Here is a 15,715-nt window from a genome sequence, read left to right as displayed (position 1 = left end):
TCAGGCGCGAATTCCGGGAAGGGAGTCAAGAGCCCGCCCCTTCCTGGATGAAGGCGGCCAGTTCGGCCGGGGTGGGATGGTCGAAGACCGCGCGGACGTCGATCGCCCGGCCCGCGAGGTCCTCCAGCGGGGCGATCAGCCGTACGGCGAGCACCGAGTGTCCCCCGTTGAGGAAGAAGTTGTCGTGCTCGCCGAGCCCCGGGCGGCGCAGCGCCTCCCGCCAGAGCCGCAGCACCCCCTCGGCCAGCTCCGAGCTCGCCGGGGCACGGGAGGCGGGCGAGGACTCGTCCTCGGGTACGGTCAGCCCCCGATAGTCGATCTTGCCGTTGGCGGTCGTCGGGAACTCGTCGGCCAGCACGATCCCCGAGGGGACCGCGTAGTCCGGCAGCCGCGTCCCCGCGTACCGCCACAGCTCCTCGCGCAGCGCGGTCCCGCTCTCCCCGTCGGGCAGGTCCGTGGGCTGCACGAACGCCACCAGCCGCTCGTCGTGGACGATGACGGCCGCGACCTTGACGGCGTCGTGGTGGTGCAGCACCGCCTCGATCTCGCCCAGCTCGATGCGGTGGCCGCGCAGCTTGATCTGCCGGTCGTCGCGGCCCAGCAGCTCCAGGGCCGCGTCGTGCCTGAGCCTGGCCATGTCCCCGGTCCGGTAGAAGCGCCCGTGGCGGGGGTGCTCGCCGAACCGCTCGGCGGTGAGCTCGGGCCGGTTGACGTACCCGGCGCTCACCCCGTCGCCCGCCACGCATAGCTCACCGGGTACGCCCGGCGGGGCCTCGCGACCGTCGGCGTCCCTGACGAAGATCCGGGTGTTGGCGAGCGGCACCCCGATCGGCACCGGGTCGCCCGGAGGGCCGAGGATCTCGGCGGCGGTGGACCAGATGGTCGTCTCGGTCGGCCCGTAGACGTTGAACAACCGGCAGCCCAGGTCCAGCAGGTCCGTGGCGAGCGCGGCCGGCATGGGCTCCCCGCCGCAGAGCACGACGCGCCCGGCCAGCTCGTCGCGCGCCTCGGGGGCGATGAGCCGCCAGGCCGTCGGGGTGGCCTGCACGACGCGTACGTCCCGTGCCGCGATGAGTTCCAGGAACCTGCGCGGCTGGAGCTGGTCGTCGTCGGAGGCGACGACCAGGGTGCCTCCGACGGTGAGCGGGAGCATCAGCTCCAGGGCCGAGATGTCGAAGGAGGTCGTGGTGGACCACAGCACCGCGTCGCCCGCGCCCGCGCCGAGCCGGTCGGCGAAGTCGAGGACGAGGTTGGCCAGGTTGCCGTGGGTGACGGCCACCCCCTTGGGCCTGCCGGTGGACCCCGAGGTGTAGATCACATAAGCGATCGACTCCTTGGTCACCGTCGCGGCGATCCCGGCCGGATCCAATGCGCCACCACCGGCCCGGGGGGCCTGCGGCATGGGGAGTACGGGGACCTCCCCCGCCCAGGGGGCCTCAGAGTCGGCGACGACCAGGCGGGCCCCGCAGTCCTCCACCTGGTAGGCGAGGCGCAGCTCGGGCTGGCGCGGGTCCAGCGGCAGGTAGGCGGCCCCGGCCGCCCAGACGCCGAGCACCGCGGCGACCATCTCCGCCGACCGGCTCAGCCCGAGCGCCACGATGTCACCGGGACCGGTGCCGTGCGAGACGAGGGTGTCCCTGACGGCGGCCGCCCAGGCGAGCAGCTCGCCGTAGGTGACCTCCCGATCGCCGTCGCGGATCGCCGTACTGGTACGAGCCTCGCGGGCGGCGATCCGTTCCAGCAGTGTGGCCGGGCCCTCCCAGGCCCGCGCGGTGTCGTTGAGCCGGTCGAGCAGCTCCCGGTCGGCCGTGGAGAGGGAGTCCAGCTTCCGCTGCGGCCGGTGCGCGTCCTCGGCGGCCCGCCGCAGCAGCGCGGTCATCCGCGCGACGAACGCGGCGATCTCGGCCTCGTCGTGGACCTCCGTGCTGTGCCAGACCCTGAGCGTGAGCCTGCCGGGCTCCTGCACCGCGATGCACTGCAGGTCCAGGCGGCTGCGGTCGAACAGGTCCTCGACGTACTCGGGTACGGAGCCCAGGATGCTGACCTGGTCGTCGGTCCACGGCCGGTAGTTGAACATGTGCCGGAACAGCGGCACCCGCCAGTCGCCGGTGCCGTGCCCGCGCTCGACCAGTACCGCCTCCACCGAGGCGTCCGCGTGCTCGACCCCCGCGAAGAAGACGTCCTCGACCCGCCTGACCAGGGCGGCGAAGCCCTCGTCCGGGTCGGCGCGCACCCGCATCGGCAGGGTGCTGACGCCGTAGCCGACGTGGCCGCGCATCGCGGCCGTCCTGGTGGTGACCGGCATCGCGGCCACCAGCTCGGGACCGGCGCCGTGGGCGCGCAGGGTGAGCATGAACGCGGCGGCCAGCACGATGTTGTCGGTGGTACGCAGGCCGGTCCGCAGCGTGTCGAGCGCCCGCCGCGTGTCCGCGTCCACCTCCCAGGAGCAGGTGTGCCCGGCGAAGGTGGGCCGGGCGGGCGACGGCCTGCTGCCGGGGAGCACCATCGCGGCCGGGTCGACGTCCGCGAGCCGTTCGAGCCAGTAGTCCAGCGACTCCCGCGACGCCTCCCCCGGCTCCAGCATGGGCGCGACGCCGGAGAGCGCCGCGGGAAGCGGCTCCTGGCTCGTCTGCGCGTCGTAGAGGCCGCCCAGCTCCTCGACGAGGAACTGCATCGAGGTGGCGTCGATGACGATGTGGTGGGCCACCAGGCAGACCACGCTCCCGCCGCCGTCGGGCAGCGCGAAGTGCCCGGCCCGGAAGAGCAGGTCGCGGCCCAGGTCGAAGGGCTCGTCCAGGAACCCCTGGAGGTCGGGGACGAGCGTCTCCTCGGTGGTCGTCCCGTTCGCCAGCTTGATCTGCGCGTCCTGCGGGGCGGTGAGGTGCCGCACGGGCGCGCCGTCCACCACGGGGAACCGCAGGCGCAGTGCCGGATGCCGCTTGAGCAGCCGGTTCACCGCGATCTGCAGCGGGAGCCTGCGCAGCGGCTCGCGGGTCCTGAACGCCACCGCCAGGTTGGACACCCCGCTCGACCCGGCGAGCTGCTCCAGCACCCAGAACGAGTACGGGACCGCCCCGGGCCTGCGGAGCGGCTCGGCGGGCTCGGGCAGTCCCTCCGGGACCCGCGACGCGCTCGCGCCCTCGCTCTCGCCGTCCCGCTCCCGTAACGCGGAAGCCGGCACGGAAACCGGCACGGAAACCGGCACGGAAACCGGAACAGAAGCCGGCGCCGGGGCGGGGCGGTGCCCTCCCGGGACGGGCAGGCGCTGCAGGGGATGGTCGGGGTCGAGGGCCGCCCAGTCCACCGGGCAGCCGAGCGTCCACAGCCGGGCGAGTGCCGCCAGCGGACCCTCGCGGTCGTCCCCGCAGTCGATCGTCCCCTCGTCCGGGGAAGGCGTCCGCGCCGTCCCGATCAGGAGGGAGATCGTGTCTCCCGCGCCGGTGGTCCCCGGTCCGGTTCCCGCCAGGGGCGAGGTCCCCTGCTCCGGGACCGCCTCGCGAGGAGCCTCCGGCTCGTGGAACGTTTCATGGCCGGGCACCGGCTCGGGCGCCGCGATGTCGGCCGGTACCGGCTCGGGCACCGTCAGGTCGTCCGGCACCGGCTCGGACACCGCCATCGCGTCGTCCGTCACCGGTTCGGGCACCTGTCCGGGCACCTGCCCGGCCGCACGCTCCGGCACCTGCTCGTGCACCGCGACAGCAGCGTCGACGACGGAGGCGGCGACGCGGGCGATCGCCTCGTCCAGTTCCAGCGTTCCGGAGAAGGCCGCCGCGACGAGCTCGCCGACACCCTCTCCCGTACAACCCCGGGGGGTGACGCCCCATTCGGTGAAGGTCGCCGCCAGGGAGTAGGTCACCGCGAACGTCACCGGGTCGTCGTCACGCTCCCCGGCGAGCCAGGCGTCGTAGAGGTCGACGCCGTGCCGCTCGAAACCCTCCAGGCAGACGTCCATCACCTCGCTGAACAGCCGCTCGGCCCCGTACAGCGAGGCCCCCAGCCGCCCGGCGCCCCCGGAGGGGAAGACGAACCTCACCTCCCCTGCCGCCCCCGTGAAAGGCGGCTCGTACCTGAGCGCCGTCCCTTCGGGTGAGGCGGCCTCGGCGAGGGCCGCGGACGCCTCGGCGGGGCCGGCGGCCACGACCGCGCCCCGTACGGGACGCTGGGGGCGGCCCAGCTGGAGGACGGCCACGGCGTCGGCGAACCGGTCGGCGCCGAGGGTGGCGAAGAACCCCGCCAGGCTCTCCCGTACGGCGTCGGCCTCCTCCGGCGTGCGTCCCGACCAGGCGACGACGCGAGGCCGGGAGTCCCCCGGGAGGTGGACCGGCGGGAAACCCTCCTTCACCCTCAGCGGTTCCCGCAGGCGCGCGGCCGGGCCACCTCCGCGCGGACCACCGCGCCCACTGCGGGCGGGAACGGTGCCGACGGGAACGGTCCTGGTGGAAACGGTCCTGCTGGGAACGACGCGGGCGGGAGACGCGCCGGGCGGGGATTCGATCACTGCCTCGATCACGGCGCTCACGAGGTCGCCGTCGAGGAGGGCGTCGTCCAGGCGCTTGAGCACGATCGTGGTGCCCCGTGCCGCGAGAGCGTCGAGGCTCGGTCCCGTGACCGTGCTCGCGAGGTCGCAGTCACCGATCGCGAGGGCGAGACAGGCGGCCTCGGCCGACTCGTACCGGGTGTACAGGCCCGGGGAACGCGCGGGGTCGTGCCCGGCGTTCTCCAGCGCCCTTTCGACGATCTCCTCCAGGACGGCACCGGGAGGGGAGAGCTGGGCACGCGGGCCCATGCCGATCACGGCGATCGACGCGGTATCGGTCACCGAGGCGCCCCGCCGCCCCGGCGGATGCGGGCGCGCACGTCCCTGCGGCTGCCCCCGACGGGACGCAGTCGCGCGGGCTCGCTCCTGACGGGTTCCTGCGCTCCCTCGACGAGGCGGCTGAGCGCCCGCACGTTCGGCCGGGTGAACATCGAGGTGACCGGGATGTCGATGCCGAGCACCCCCGTGATGTCCGCGTGCAGCTCGACCAGTGCCATCGAGTTGAGCCCGGCCTCGAAGAAGTTCTCGTCGGGGTCGACCGGCCGGCCCAGGCGGGCCTCGATCATCTCCGCGACCGTGTCGGCGGCCGACACGCGCTGGCCCGATGGGCCCGGAGGTCGCCTCTCGACCTCCTCGCGTTGCCGTTCCGCTCCCACCGGCCGACTGCCCTGGATCATCCGGCGCCTTTCGTTGGATTTGTCCGGTTTATGAGACGAGCCCCGTCCGGGCACGCCATGCACCGATCCTCTGACACCTATTCGGACACGACAAGAGCGTATTTTTCGGCTTTTTTGAATCGGTAGCAACGCGAAAGCCACCGGAAACACGTACGGCCACCGCCGAGGCGGTGGCCGTACACGATCGAGCGGGATCAGCCGGGGTTGGAGACCGCCGCGCCGATGGTGTGCACGCGCAGGGCGTTGGTGGAACCCGCGGTGCCGGGAGGCGAACCGGCGACGATGACGACCTTGTCACCCTTCTCCAGGCGGGAGTTGGCGAGCAGCGAGGCCTCCACCTGACGGACCATGTCGTCGGTGTGGTGGACGAACGGCACCTCGAAGGTCTCCACGCCCCAGGTCAGCGCGAGCTGGTTGCGGACGTGGCTGGCGGAGGTGAACGCCAGCAGCGGGATCGGCGAGCGGTAGCGGGCCAGGCGGCGGGCCGTCTCACCGGACATGGTGAACGCCACCAGCGCCTTCGCGCCGACGATGGCGCCGACCTCGGCCGCGGCGCGGGCGATGGCGCCGCCGGTGGTCTCCGGCAGCCGGTCGAGGCTGTGCGTGGCCTGCAGGGAGCTCTTCTCCGCGGTCGTGGCGATGCGGCTCATCGTCTCGACGACCTCGATGGGGTAGTTGCCGACCGAGGTCTCGCCGGAGAGCATGACCGCGTCGGCGCCGTCCATGACGGCGTAGGCGACGTCGGAGGCCTCGGCGCGGGTGGGACGCGGGGAGGTGATCATCGACTCCAGCATCTGGGTGGCGACGATGACCGGGCGGGCCTTCTCGCGGCAGAGCTCGATGGCGCGCTTCTGCACGATGGGCACCTCCTCCAGGGGCAGCTCGACCCCGAGGTCACCGCGGGCGACCATGATGCCGTCGAAGGCCTCGATGATCTCCGGGAGCCGCTCCACGGCCTGCGGCTTCTCGATCTTGGCGAGCAGCGGGAGGCGGATGCCCTCCTGCTCCATGATGTTGCGCACCACGTCGGCGTCGGAGGGACGCCTGACGAAGGAGAGGGCGACCAGGTCGAAGCCGGTGCGCAGGGCCCAGCGCAGGTCGGTCTCGTCCTTGTCGGTGAGGACGGGGGCGCTGACGTTGACGCCCGGCAGGTTGAGGCCCTTGTTGTCGGAGATCATGCCGCCGATGATCACGCGGGTGGTGACCCGCTGGCCGTCGACCCGGGTCACCTCCAGCCGGACGCGGCCGTCGTCGACCAGGATGCTGTCACCGGGGTTGACGTCCTTGGGAAGGCCCAGGTAGGAGGTGGAGACCTGGTCACGGTCGCCGGGGACCTCCTCAGTGGTGATCGTGAAGACGTCACCGAAGCCGAGGCGGACGGGGCCCTCACCGAACTTGCCGACCCGGATCTTGGGACCCTGGAGGTCGGCCAGCAGACCCACACCACGCCCTAGCTCGGCGGCGGCCTCCCTCACCCTGTCGTAAACCTCCTTGTGCAGCTCGTGGCTGCCGTGGCTGAGGTTGAAACGGGCCACGTCCATCCCGGCCGCGATCAGTTCGCGGAGGCGTTCGGGAGAGGAGGTGGCAGGGCCGAGAGTGCAGACGATTTTCGCGCGACGAGTCACGGATCCCACCCTAATTGGTACAGACCACTTGGTCGTGACGTTGGTCATAGCGCCGATGAAAAATTCGGTGACACAAAGCTACCTCGGATGAACGGGAGGTTGCGAATCGCCCCTTATGTCACCCCATGAGGGCATATGCCATACGATGCCGGGCTCCTTGGGAAGAGCGTGCCCGGGCCGGTCGGTCGCGGACGGCCTCTCCACGACCGGACCGGCGGGGCGCGCCGAGGGTGATCTCCGCCATGGAGAGCAACCTCACAAATCTCACCGGGCCGACGTCCTTCGGGAACGGGCGGTGCCCTCAGGGGCTGAGGGACGCGGCCTTGGCGGCGTTCCCGGCGTTGATGACGCCGTTGCCGTAGAAGCCGTTGTGCGTCTTGGAACCCTCGCACTTGTGGACCTCGTCCACCACGAGGTCGATCTTGTACGCGTACTCGCGCGGCGTGGGGCAGGCCTTCTCGGTGGCGGTGGAGTACAGCAGGCGCTGGACGTCCGCGGGGGGCAGCGCGAGACCGCCCTTGCCCGGCTTGCCGAAGCGGCTGATCAGGATGGCGGCGACGCCGGTGGCGTGCGGGGCGGCCATGGAGGTGCCGACGAGGTACTGGTAGTAGGCGCAGGTGCCGCCGTCGCACTCCCGGACGATCGACTCGGACTTCGGCGTGCCGTCGGCGGAGAGCTGCCCCTTGGCCTTGAGCGCGTTCTCCGGCGCGGCGGCCAGGATGCCCCTGGCGGGGTCGTACGTGCCGCCGCCGTCGAACTCGTCCCCGCCGGGGGCCGCGAGGTCGGCCTGCTCGACGCCGTAGTCGGAGTAGTAGGCCTTGCGCCCGCTCTGGCCCACCGAGGTGACCGAGATGACGCCCTTGGACTCGGCCGGGACGTTGAGGCAGGAGTTGTCGACCTTGCGGGTGCGCTCGGCGTCCTTGGGGTAGTCGGGGCTGGTCGCGTCCTTGGTGGGCCTGCCGAGGTCGGTGGCGCCGTTGCCGATGGCGCTGATGAGCGTGACGCCGCGCTTGCGGGCGTAGTCGAGGGCGCGCTGCATGCCGGTGATGATGCCGCGCTGCTCCAGCTGCTCGGCCTTGGAGTCGGCGGGGTTGGCCTTGCAGTTGAACAGCCAGGGGTCGACGTAGAAACTCATGTTGACCACGTCGATCCCGGCGTCGGCGGCGTAGGTGAGCGCCTCGATGCTGGGCTTGAGGAAGAACAGGCCGGAGTCCTGGCCCGCGCGCAGGTTCACCAGGGACACCTGGGGGGCGACCCCGGCGATGCCCACGCCGTTGAGCGGCGAGGCGATGGTGCTGGCCACGTGGGTGCCGTGGCCGTCGTCGTCCCAGTCGACCGGGTCCTTGCAGCTCTTGAACTCGCAGGGCCCGTCGAGGGTCTTGCCGTTGGGGTCCTTGGGCCGGTCGGTCACGAAGTTGCGGCTCAGCGCGCGGTTGAAGTTGGGCGCGATGTCGGGGTGCTTGCCGTCGACGCCGGTGTCGATGACGCCGACCAGCACCCGCTTGTCACCGGGCTCGGTGGCGTAGGAGCCCTCCACGGTGGCGCCGATCATCTTCATGTCCCACTGCCGTCCGGCCAGCGGCTCGGGCGCGCCGGTGGAGGGCGTGGGGGCGCTGGGGGTGCCCGCCCGCCCGAGGGCGTCGGCGGAGGGGAAGACGAGCGGGTTCCCGGCCTGGGACGCGCTCTCGGCGCCGGGCGTACTGCTCGCAGGCGCCTTGACCGTGGACGCGGTCGCGGAGGCAGTCGTAGACGCGGTCGCGGGGGCGATCGCGGCGGCGGAACCGATCCTGCGGTCGGAGGAGACCCCCTCGACGGCGTCGCTTCCGGCCAGGCTCTCCACGAAACGGGGGCCGGGACCGTCGGCGAGGACGTAGCCGATCCTGGTGTCGGTCGACAGGGCGGTGCCGCCGCTCGCGACGATCGCGTCGACCGCCCGGTCATGGGCTCCGTCCGCGTAGAAGACCAGGTATTCGCGGGTCTGCCCCGCACCTGTCGTGGCCCCGCCGCCCAGGGCTCCCGCCGTGAGGGTCGCCGCCAGGGCGAGCACCGTCGCCGTGCCCGTCAGGCTTTTGATCCCGCGATTCATCGATCCTCCGCACCTGGCCTGATCAAGAAGAATTATCTTTCAGGCATATGTACGACAAAGCAATTTGAACACCCACTCTGCGCATTTTTACCTGAAGCCGCCGCTAAGACACCTGGCACGCCGGACGTTTCCCGGACGCGGCAGGCAGCGCCGCACCAGGGAGGGCCGTGATGTGCTCGAACCCGCCGCGTTCCCGCCGGACCGCCCCGGCCTGACCTGGGCGGCCATGACACCCGCGAACCGGCCCTGACATGCGTGAACCGGTCCGGGTGTGCACGCATCAACCATGACACACCCAAACCGGCCATGACATATCAGCCGACGACGGCCCGGCCCGGCGACCGCTCAGACCGGTGGTCACCGGAACCCGTGACCACCGAGACCGGCGGCCGTTCAGACCGACGACCGCTCGGACCGGTGATCGCTTGAACCGACGACCGCTCGGACCCGCGACCGCTCAGACCAGTGGCCGCGCCGTCGGCGGGATCGCCACCGGCAGGGCCGTCCGGCCCGTGAGGTAGCGGTCGGCGGCCGAGGCGGCCGAGCGGCCCTCGGCGATCGCCCACACGATCAGCGACTGGCCGCGGCCCACGTCCCCGGCGACGAAGACGCCGTCGATCGAGGACATGTAGCCCTTGTCCCTGGCGACGTTGCCCCTGGCGTCGAAGAACTCGCCCCCGGCGACCTCGGCGAGCTCCTCCAGCAGGCCCTTCTTCTCCGGGCCCACGAAGCCCATCGACAGCGTGACCAGCTCGGCCGGGATCTCCCGCTCGGAGCCGGGCACCGGCTTGAACCCGGCCGCGGGACCCTCCACCTCGACCAGGCGCAGCGCCCGGACGTTGCCGTCGGCGTCACCGACGAACTCGGTGGTGGAGACCGCGTAGACCCGGTCGCCGCCGCCGTCGGCCAGCTCCTCGTGGGCGCTCTCCATCTTGAACAGGATGGGGAACGTGGGCCACGGCTGGCTGCCGGGGCGGGCGGCCGGGGGCTGGGGCATGATCTCCAGCTGGGTGACCGAGGCGGCCCCCTGGCGGATCGCGGTGCCGATGCAGTCGGCGCCGGTGTCGCCGCCGCCGATCACGACGACGTGCTTGCCCTCGGCGCTGATCGGCGAGACCGGGAAGTCGCCCTCCTGGACCTTGTTGGAGGGCGGCAGGTACTCCATCGCCTGGTAGACGCCCTTCAGGTCGCGCCCGGCGACGGGCAGGTCCCGCCACTGGGTCGCGCCACCGGCCAGGACGACCGCGTCGAACTCCTCGCGCAGCCGCGCCGCCGTGATGTCCACGCCGACGTTGACGCCGGTACGGAACTCGGTGCCCTCGGCCCGCATCTGGTCGAGGCGGCGGTCGATGTGCCGCTTCTCCATCTTGAACTCGGGGATGCCGTAGCGGAGCAGGCCGCCGATCCGGTCGGCCCGCTCGAACACGACCACGTCGTGCCCGGCCCTGGTGAGCTGCTGGGCGGCGGCCAGGCCCGCGGGGCCCGAGCCGACGACCGCGACCCGGCGGTCGGTCTTCGAGGCGGGGATCTGGGGGGTGACCCAGCCCTCGTCGAAGGCGCGGTCGATGATCTCGACCTCGACCCGCTTGATCGCGACCGGGTCGGAGTTGATGCCGAGCACGCACGCCGCCTCGCACGGAGCCGGGCACAGGCGGCCGGTGAACTCCGGGAAGTTGTTCGTGGCGTGCAGGCGCTCGATGGCCTCGCGCCAGTCGTCCCGGTAGACCAGGTCGTTCCACTCGGGGATGAGGTTGCCCAGCGGGCAGCCGTTGTGACAGAACGGGATGCCGCAGTCCATGCACCGCGCGGCCTGCTTGGTCAGCGCGGGCTTGGGGAAGTCCTCGTAGACCTCCCGCCAGTCGCGGATGCGCACGTCCACCGGGCGGCGCGCCGGCAGCTCGCGTCCGTGAGCGAGGAAACCCTTGGGGTCAGCCATCGGTCGTACCTCCCTTATCCGTGAAAAGCCTGGAGAGCGCGGAAAATCTGGAAACCCGAAGAAACATGGGCGACATGAACGGTCGTCGACATCGGAACGAACATCGGCCTCACCCCTGGACCGCGGCGGTCATGACGGCCTCGTCGATGTCGCGGCCCTCCAGCCGGGCGGACTCGGCGGCCCGCAGGACCCGCTTGTAGTCCGTCGGCATGATCTTGCTGAACCGGGACGGGTCCCAGTCGGCGAGGAGCGCCTTGGCCACCGTGGAGCCGGTCTCGGTCAGGTGGGCCTCGACGAGCTCGCGCAGCGCCTCGGACTCGGTCTCGTCCAGCGCCTCGATCTCGACCATCTCCCGGTTGACCCGTTCGGCGTCGAGGTCGAGCAGGTAGGCGACGCCGCCCGACATGCCCGCCGCGAAGTTGCGGCCGGTCGGGCCGAGGACGACCGCCTTGCCGCCGGTCATGTACTCGCAGCCGTGGTCGCCGACGCCCTCGACCACCGCGGTGGCGCCGGAGTTGCGGACGCAGAACCGCTCCCCCACGACGCCGCGGATGAAGGCCTCCCCGGAGGTCGCGCCGTACAGGCCGACGTTCCCGGCGATGATGTGCCCGTCGAGCGGGGCCGCGTCGTGCGGCTGGACCGTGATCCGGCCGCCGGACAGGCCCTTGCCCACGTAGTCGTTGGCGTCGCCGGTCAGCCGCAGGGTGATCCCCCTGGGCAGGAAGGCGCCGAAGGAGTTGCCCGCCGAACCGGTGAAGCGCACGTCGATGGTGTTGTCGGGCAGCCCGGCGCCGCCGTACCGCTTGGTCACCTCGTGGCCGAGCATGGTGCCGACCGTGCGGTTGACGTTGCGGATGGGCAGGTCGAGGGTGACCCTGGAGCCGCCCTTGAGCGCGCCCTCGGCGAGCTGGATCAGCGTGTTGTCCAGCGCCTTGGCCAGCCCGTGGTCCTGCTCCACCGTACGGCGCAGCGAGGTGCCCGCGGGCAGCTCGGGCTGGTGCAGGATCGGCGCCAGGTCCAGCCCCGAGGCCTTCCAGTGGTTCTCGGCCGGGGTGGTGTCCAGCAGCTCGGCGTGGCCGACGGCCTCCTCGATGCTGCGGAAGCCCAGCGCGGCCAGATACTCGCGGATCTCCTCGGCGACGAACTCGAAGAAGTTGACCACGAACTCGGGCTTGCCGGTGAACCGCTTGCGCAGCTCGGGGTTCTGGGTGGCGACGCCGACCGGGCAGGTGTCCAGGTGGCAGACGCGCATCATCACGCAGCCGGAGACGACCAGCGGTGCCGTGGCGAAGCCGTACTCCTCGGCGCCGAGCAGCGCGGCGATGACCACGTCGCGGCCGGTCTTGAGCTGGCCGTCCACCTGCACGACGATCCGGTCGCGCAGGCCGTTGAGCAGCAGCGTCTGCTGGGTCTCGGCCAGGCCGAGCTCCCAGGGGGCGCCCGCGTGCTTGAGCGAGGTGAGCGGGGAGGCGCCGGTGCCGCCGTCGTGGCCGGAGATGAGCACGACGTCCGCGTGGGCCTTGGACACGCCCGCCGCGACCGTCCCGACCCCGACCTCGGCCACGAGCTTGACGTGCACCCGGGCGACCGGGTTCGCGTTCTTCAGGTCGTGGATGAGCTGGGCGAGGTCCTCGATCGAGTAGATGTCGTGGTGCGGCGGCGGCGAGATGAGGCCGACGCCCGGGGTGGAGTGCCGGGTCTTGGCGATCCACGGGTAGACCTTGTGGCCGGGCAGCTGGCCGCCCTCGCCGGGCTTGGCGCCCTGGGCCATCTTGATCTGCACGTCGTCGGCGTTGACCAGGTACTCCGAGGTCACGCCGAACCGGCCGGAGGCCACCTGCTTGATCGCCGAGCGGCGGGCCGGGTCGTGCAGCCGCTCGGGGTCCTCGCCGCCCTCGCCGGTGTTGGACTTGCCGCCCAGCCGGTTCATCGCGATGGCGAGCGTCTCGTGCGCCTCCATCGAGATGGAGCCGTACGACATCGCGCCGGTGGAGAAGCGCTTGACGATCTCGCTGACCGGCTCGACCTCCTCGATCGGCACCGGCTCGCGTACGCCCTCGCGCAGCTTGAACATGCCGCGCAGCGTCATCAGCTTCTCCGCCTGGGAGTCCACCAGCCCGGTGTACTCCTTGAAGATCTCGTAGCGGCGCGAGCGGGTGGCGTGCTGCAGCTTGAAGACGGTCTCGGGGTTGAACAGGTGCGGCTCGCCCTCGCGGCGCCACTGGTACTCCCCGCCGACCTCCAGGCGGCGGTGGGCGTTCTCGGCCCGGGGGTAGGCGCGCAGGTGACGCTGCGCCGCCTCCTCGGCCAGGACGTCGAAGCCGACGCCGCCCAGGCGGGACGTGGTCCCGGTGAAGCAGACGTCCACGACCTCCTGGCTCAGGCCGAGCGCCTCGAAGATCTGCGCCCCGGTGTAGGAGGCGACCGTGGAGACCCCCATCTTGGACATGACCTTCAGCACGCCCTTGCCGTACGCCTTGATGAGGTTGCGCACGGCCTTGTGCCGGTCGGTCTTCAGGGCGCCGGAGTCGACCATGTCCTCGACGGTCTCGATGGCGAGGTACGGGTTGACCGCGCCCGCCCCGTAGCCGACCAGGAGCGCCATGTGGTGCGCCTCGCGCGCCTCGCCGGTCTCGACGACCAGGCCGATCTTGGTACGGGTCTTCTCGGCGATCAGGTGGTGGTGGACGGCGCCGGTGAGCAGCAGCGAGGGGATCGGCGCCAGGGTCGCGGAGGAGCCGCGGTCGGACAGCACGATGATCCGCGCCCCGCCCTCGATCACCGAGGAGACCTCGGCGCGGATCTCCTGGATGCGGCGCAGCAGCGCCTCGCCGCCGCCCGCGACCTCGTACAGGCCGGAGACCACGTGCGGGTGGAAGCCCGGCAGCGCGCCCTCGTCGTTGATGTGGATGATCTTCGCGAGCTCGTCGTTGTCGAGCACCGGGTAGGGCAGCACGAGCTGGCGGCAGGAGGCCGGGCCCGGGTCGAGCAGGTTGCCCTCGGGGCCGATGGTGCTGGCCAGGGAGGTGACGAGCTCCTCGCGGATCGCGTCCAGCGGCGGGTTGGTGACCTGCGCGAACAGCTGGCTGAAGTAGTCGAACAACAGCCGGGGCTTCTCGCTGAGCACCGCGACCGGGGTGTCGGTGCCCATCGAGCCGATCGGCTCGATGCCCGCCCTGGCCATCGGCGCCAGGATGATCCGCAGCTCCTCCTCGGTGTAGCCGAAGGTCTGCTGCCGCTTGATCAGCGCCTCGTGCGACAGGACCTCGCGTGAGCGGGCGGGCAGCTCCTCGAAGCGGACCAGCCCGGCGTGCAGCCAGTCCCCATACGGCAGCTCGGCCGCCAGCTCGGTCTTGATCTCGTCGTCTTCGATGATCTTGCCGAGCTCGGTGTCGACCAGGAACATCCTGCCGGGCTGCAGGCGGCCCTTGCGGACCACGTCCTCGGGGGCGATGTCCAGCACGCCCGCCTCGGAGGCGAGCACGACCAGGCCGTCCGTGGTCACCCAGAACCGTCCGGGCCGCAGGCCGTTGCGGTCGAGCACCGCGCCGACGAGGGTGCCGTCGGAGAAGGTGATCGAGGCCGGGCCGTCCCAGGCCTCCATCATCGTGGAGTGGAACTCGTAGAACGCCCGCCGCGCGGGGTCCATCTCGGTGTGGTTCTCCCACGCCTCGGGGATCATCATCAGCACCGCGTGCGGCAGGCTGCGCCCCGCGAGGTGGATGAGCTCCAGGGTCTCGTCGAAGGAGGCGGTGTCGGAGCCGGCCGGGTCGCAGATCGGGAAGAGCCGCGACAGGTCGCCCGGCAGGTTCGCCGTCTCCAGCATCGCCTCGCGGGCGCGCATCCAGTTGCGGTTGCCCTTGACCGTGTTGATCTCACCGTTGTGGGCGACGTAGCGGTACGGGTGCGCCAGTGGCCACGAGGGGAAGGTGTTGGTGGAGAAACGCGAGTGGACCAGCGAGATCGCGGTCTCGTAGCGCTCGTCGCTCAGGTCGGGGAAGAACTGCTCGACCTGCAGCGGGGTGAGCATGCCCTTGTAGACGATGGTCCGGGAGCTCAGCGAGGGGAAGTAGACGCCCGCCTCGTGCTCGGCCCGCTTGCGCAGGCAGAAGGCCAGCCGGTCCAGCTCCAGGCCGCTCTCGCCGTCCGGGGAGGCCACGAACAGCTGGCCGAAGAACGGCATCACCGCGCGAGCGCTCGGGCCGGGCAGGTCGGGGGTGGTCGGGAGGTCGCGCCAGCCGAGGACCGTCAGGCCCTCCTCTGCGGCGATCTCCTCGATGAGCCGTACGGCGGCCTCGCGGGCCTGCGCCTCGGCGGGCAGGAAGGCCGTGCCGGCGGCGTAGGAACCGGCCACGGGCAGGGAGAAGTCCGTCACCGCGCGGAAGAACGCGTCGGGGATCTGCGTCAGGATCCCGGCCCCGTCGCCGGTGTCCGGTTCGCTTCCCTGGGCTCCCCGGTGGTCGAGATTGCACAGCGCGGTCAATGCCTTCGCGACGATGTCGTGGCTACGGCGACCGGCAACGTCCGCGACCATGGCGACACCGCAGGCGTCGTGCTCATGTGAGGGGTGGTACAGGCCCTGGGGCTCGGGAAAGCCGAGGTGGGCAGCAGGCATTGAATCCCTCCCGTCGTCTTGCTTCTTTGGAACAAGCAAGGGACGACGTTGGCCCTGCTGCGTGGTGGGTAGAGATTACCGTACCCTGCCGGATACCTACCTACCCGGTGAGGTCGCGCCGAATTAGTGCCGATTCGCCCGGTTCGTTTAACACATAACGGTGGCGCAACATTCCAGGTCGGGGCTCTAAGGTGGCCCAATGGAACCGAGCGACCCCGCCGGCCCGGGTGGCCCCACCG

Annotated in this window: 6 protein-coding genes; all 6 read right to left on the bottom strand. The window is 71.4% G+C overall.

The features are described from left to right. Positions 1–25: 25 nt before the first annotated feature. On the bottom strand, positions 26–4,819 hold the full coding sequence (locus ACFYWM_RS01120; protein ID WP_389907072.1) for an amino acid adenylation domain-containing protein: 4,794 nt from the start codon (positions 4,817–4,819) through the stop codon (positions 26–28). Continuing rightward, positions 4,816–5,214: an acyl carrier protein gene (locus ACFYWM_RS01115; RefSeq protein ID WP_389907070.1), complete on the bottom strand. Its 399-nt coding sequence runs from the start codon at positions 5,212–5,214 to the stop codon at positions 4,816–4,818. Before ACFYWM_RS01115 ends, ACFYWM_RS01120 begins: the two co-directional genes overlap by 4 nt. Before the next feature lie 194 nt (positions 5,215–5,408). Continuing rightward, the gene (gene pyk, locus ACFYWM_RS01110) at positions 5,409–6,839 is read right to left on the bottom strand and encodes a pyruvate kinase (RefSeq protein WP_389907068.1); all 1,431 of its coding nucleotides are present in this window, start codon (positions 6,837–6,839) and stop codon (positions 5,409–5,411) included. Between the two features lie 301 nt (positions 6,840–7,140). Beyond that, positions 7,141–8,925 (bottom strand): S8 family serine peptidase, encoded by a 1,785-nt coding sequence (locus ACFYWM_RS01105; protein ID WP_389907066.1) that lies wholly within the window; start codon positions 8,923–8,925, stop codon positions 7,141–7,143. 457 nt (positions 8,926–9,382) lie between these two features. Beyond that, positions 9,383–10,861, bottom strand: coding sequence for a glutamate synthase subunit beta (locus ACFYWM_RS01100; RefSeq protein WP_389907064.1), 1,479 nt, complete (start codon positions 10,859–10,861; stop codon positions 9,383–9,385). Positions 10,862–10,970: 109 nt separating this feature from the next. After that, positions 10,971–15,476, bottom strand: a complete 4,506-nt coding sequence (gene gltB / locus ACFYWM_RS01095; protein WP_389907062.1) for a glutamate synthase large subunit — start codon at positions 15,474–15,476, stop codon at positions 10,971–10,973. Positions 15,477–15,715 lie beyond the last annotated feature (239 nt).

Source organism: Streptosporangium sp. NPDC002721, assembly GCF_042888905.1.
Lineage (GTDB): Bacteria > Actinomycetota > Actinomycetes > Streptosporangiales > Streptosporangiaceae > Streptosporangium.
This window is presented reverse-complemented; position numbering and strand designations above follow the sequence as displayed.

What these genes read in the sequence shown, in the direction of transcription:
- ACFYWM_RS01115 (WP_389907070.1), bottom strand. Translation starts at nt 5,214, where the DNA reads ATGATCCAGGGCAGTCGGCCGGTGGGAGCGGAACGGCAACGCGAGGAG.
- ACFYWM_RS01105 (WP_389907066.1), bottom strand. Translation starts at nt 8,925, where the DNA reads ATGAATCGCGGGATCAAAAGCCTGACGGGCACGGCGACGGTGCTCGCC.
- ACFYWM_RS01100 (WP_389907064.1), bottom strand. Translation starts at nt 10,861, where the DNA reads ATGGCTGACCCCAAGGGTTTCCTCGCTCACGGACGCGAGCTGCCGGCG.
- gltB (WP_389907062.1), bottom strand. Translation starts at nt 15,476, where the DNA reads ATGCCTGCTGCCCACCTCGGCTTTCCCGAGCCCCAGGGCCTGTACCAC.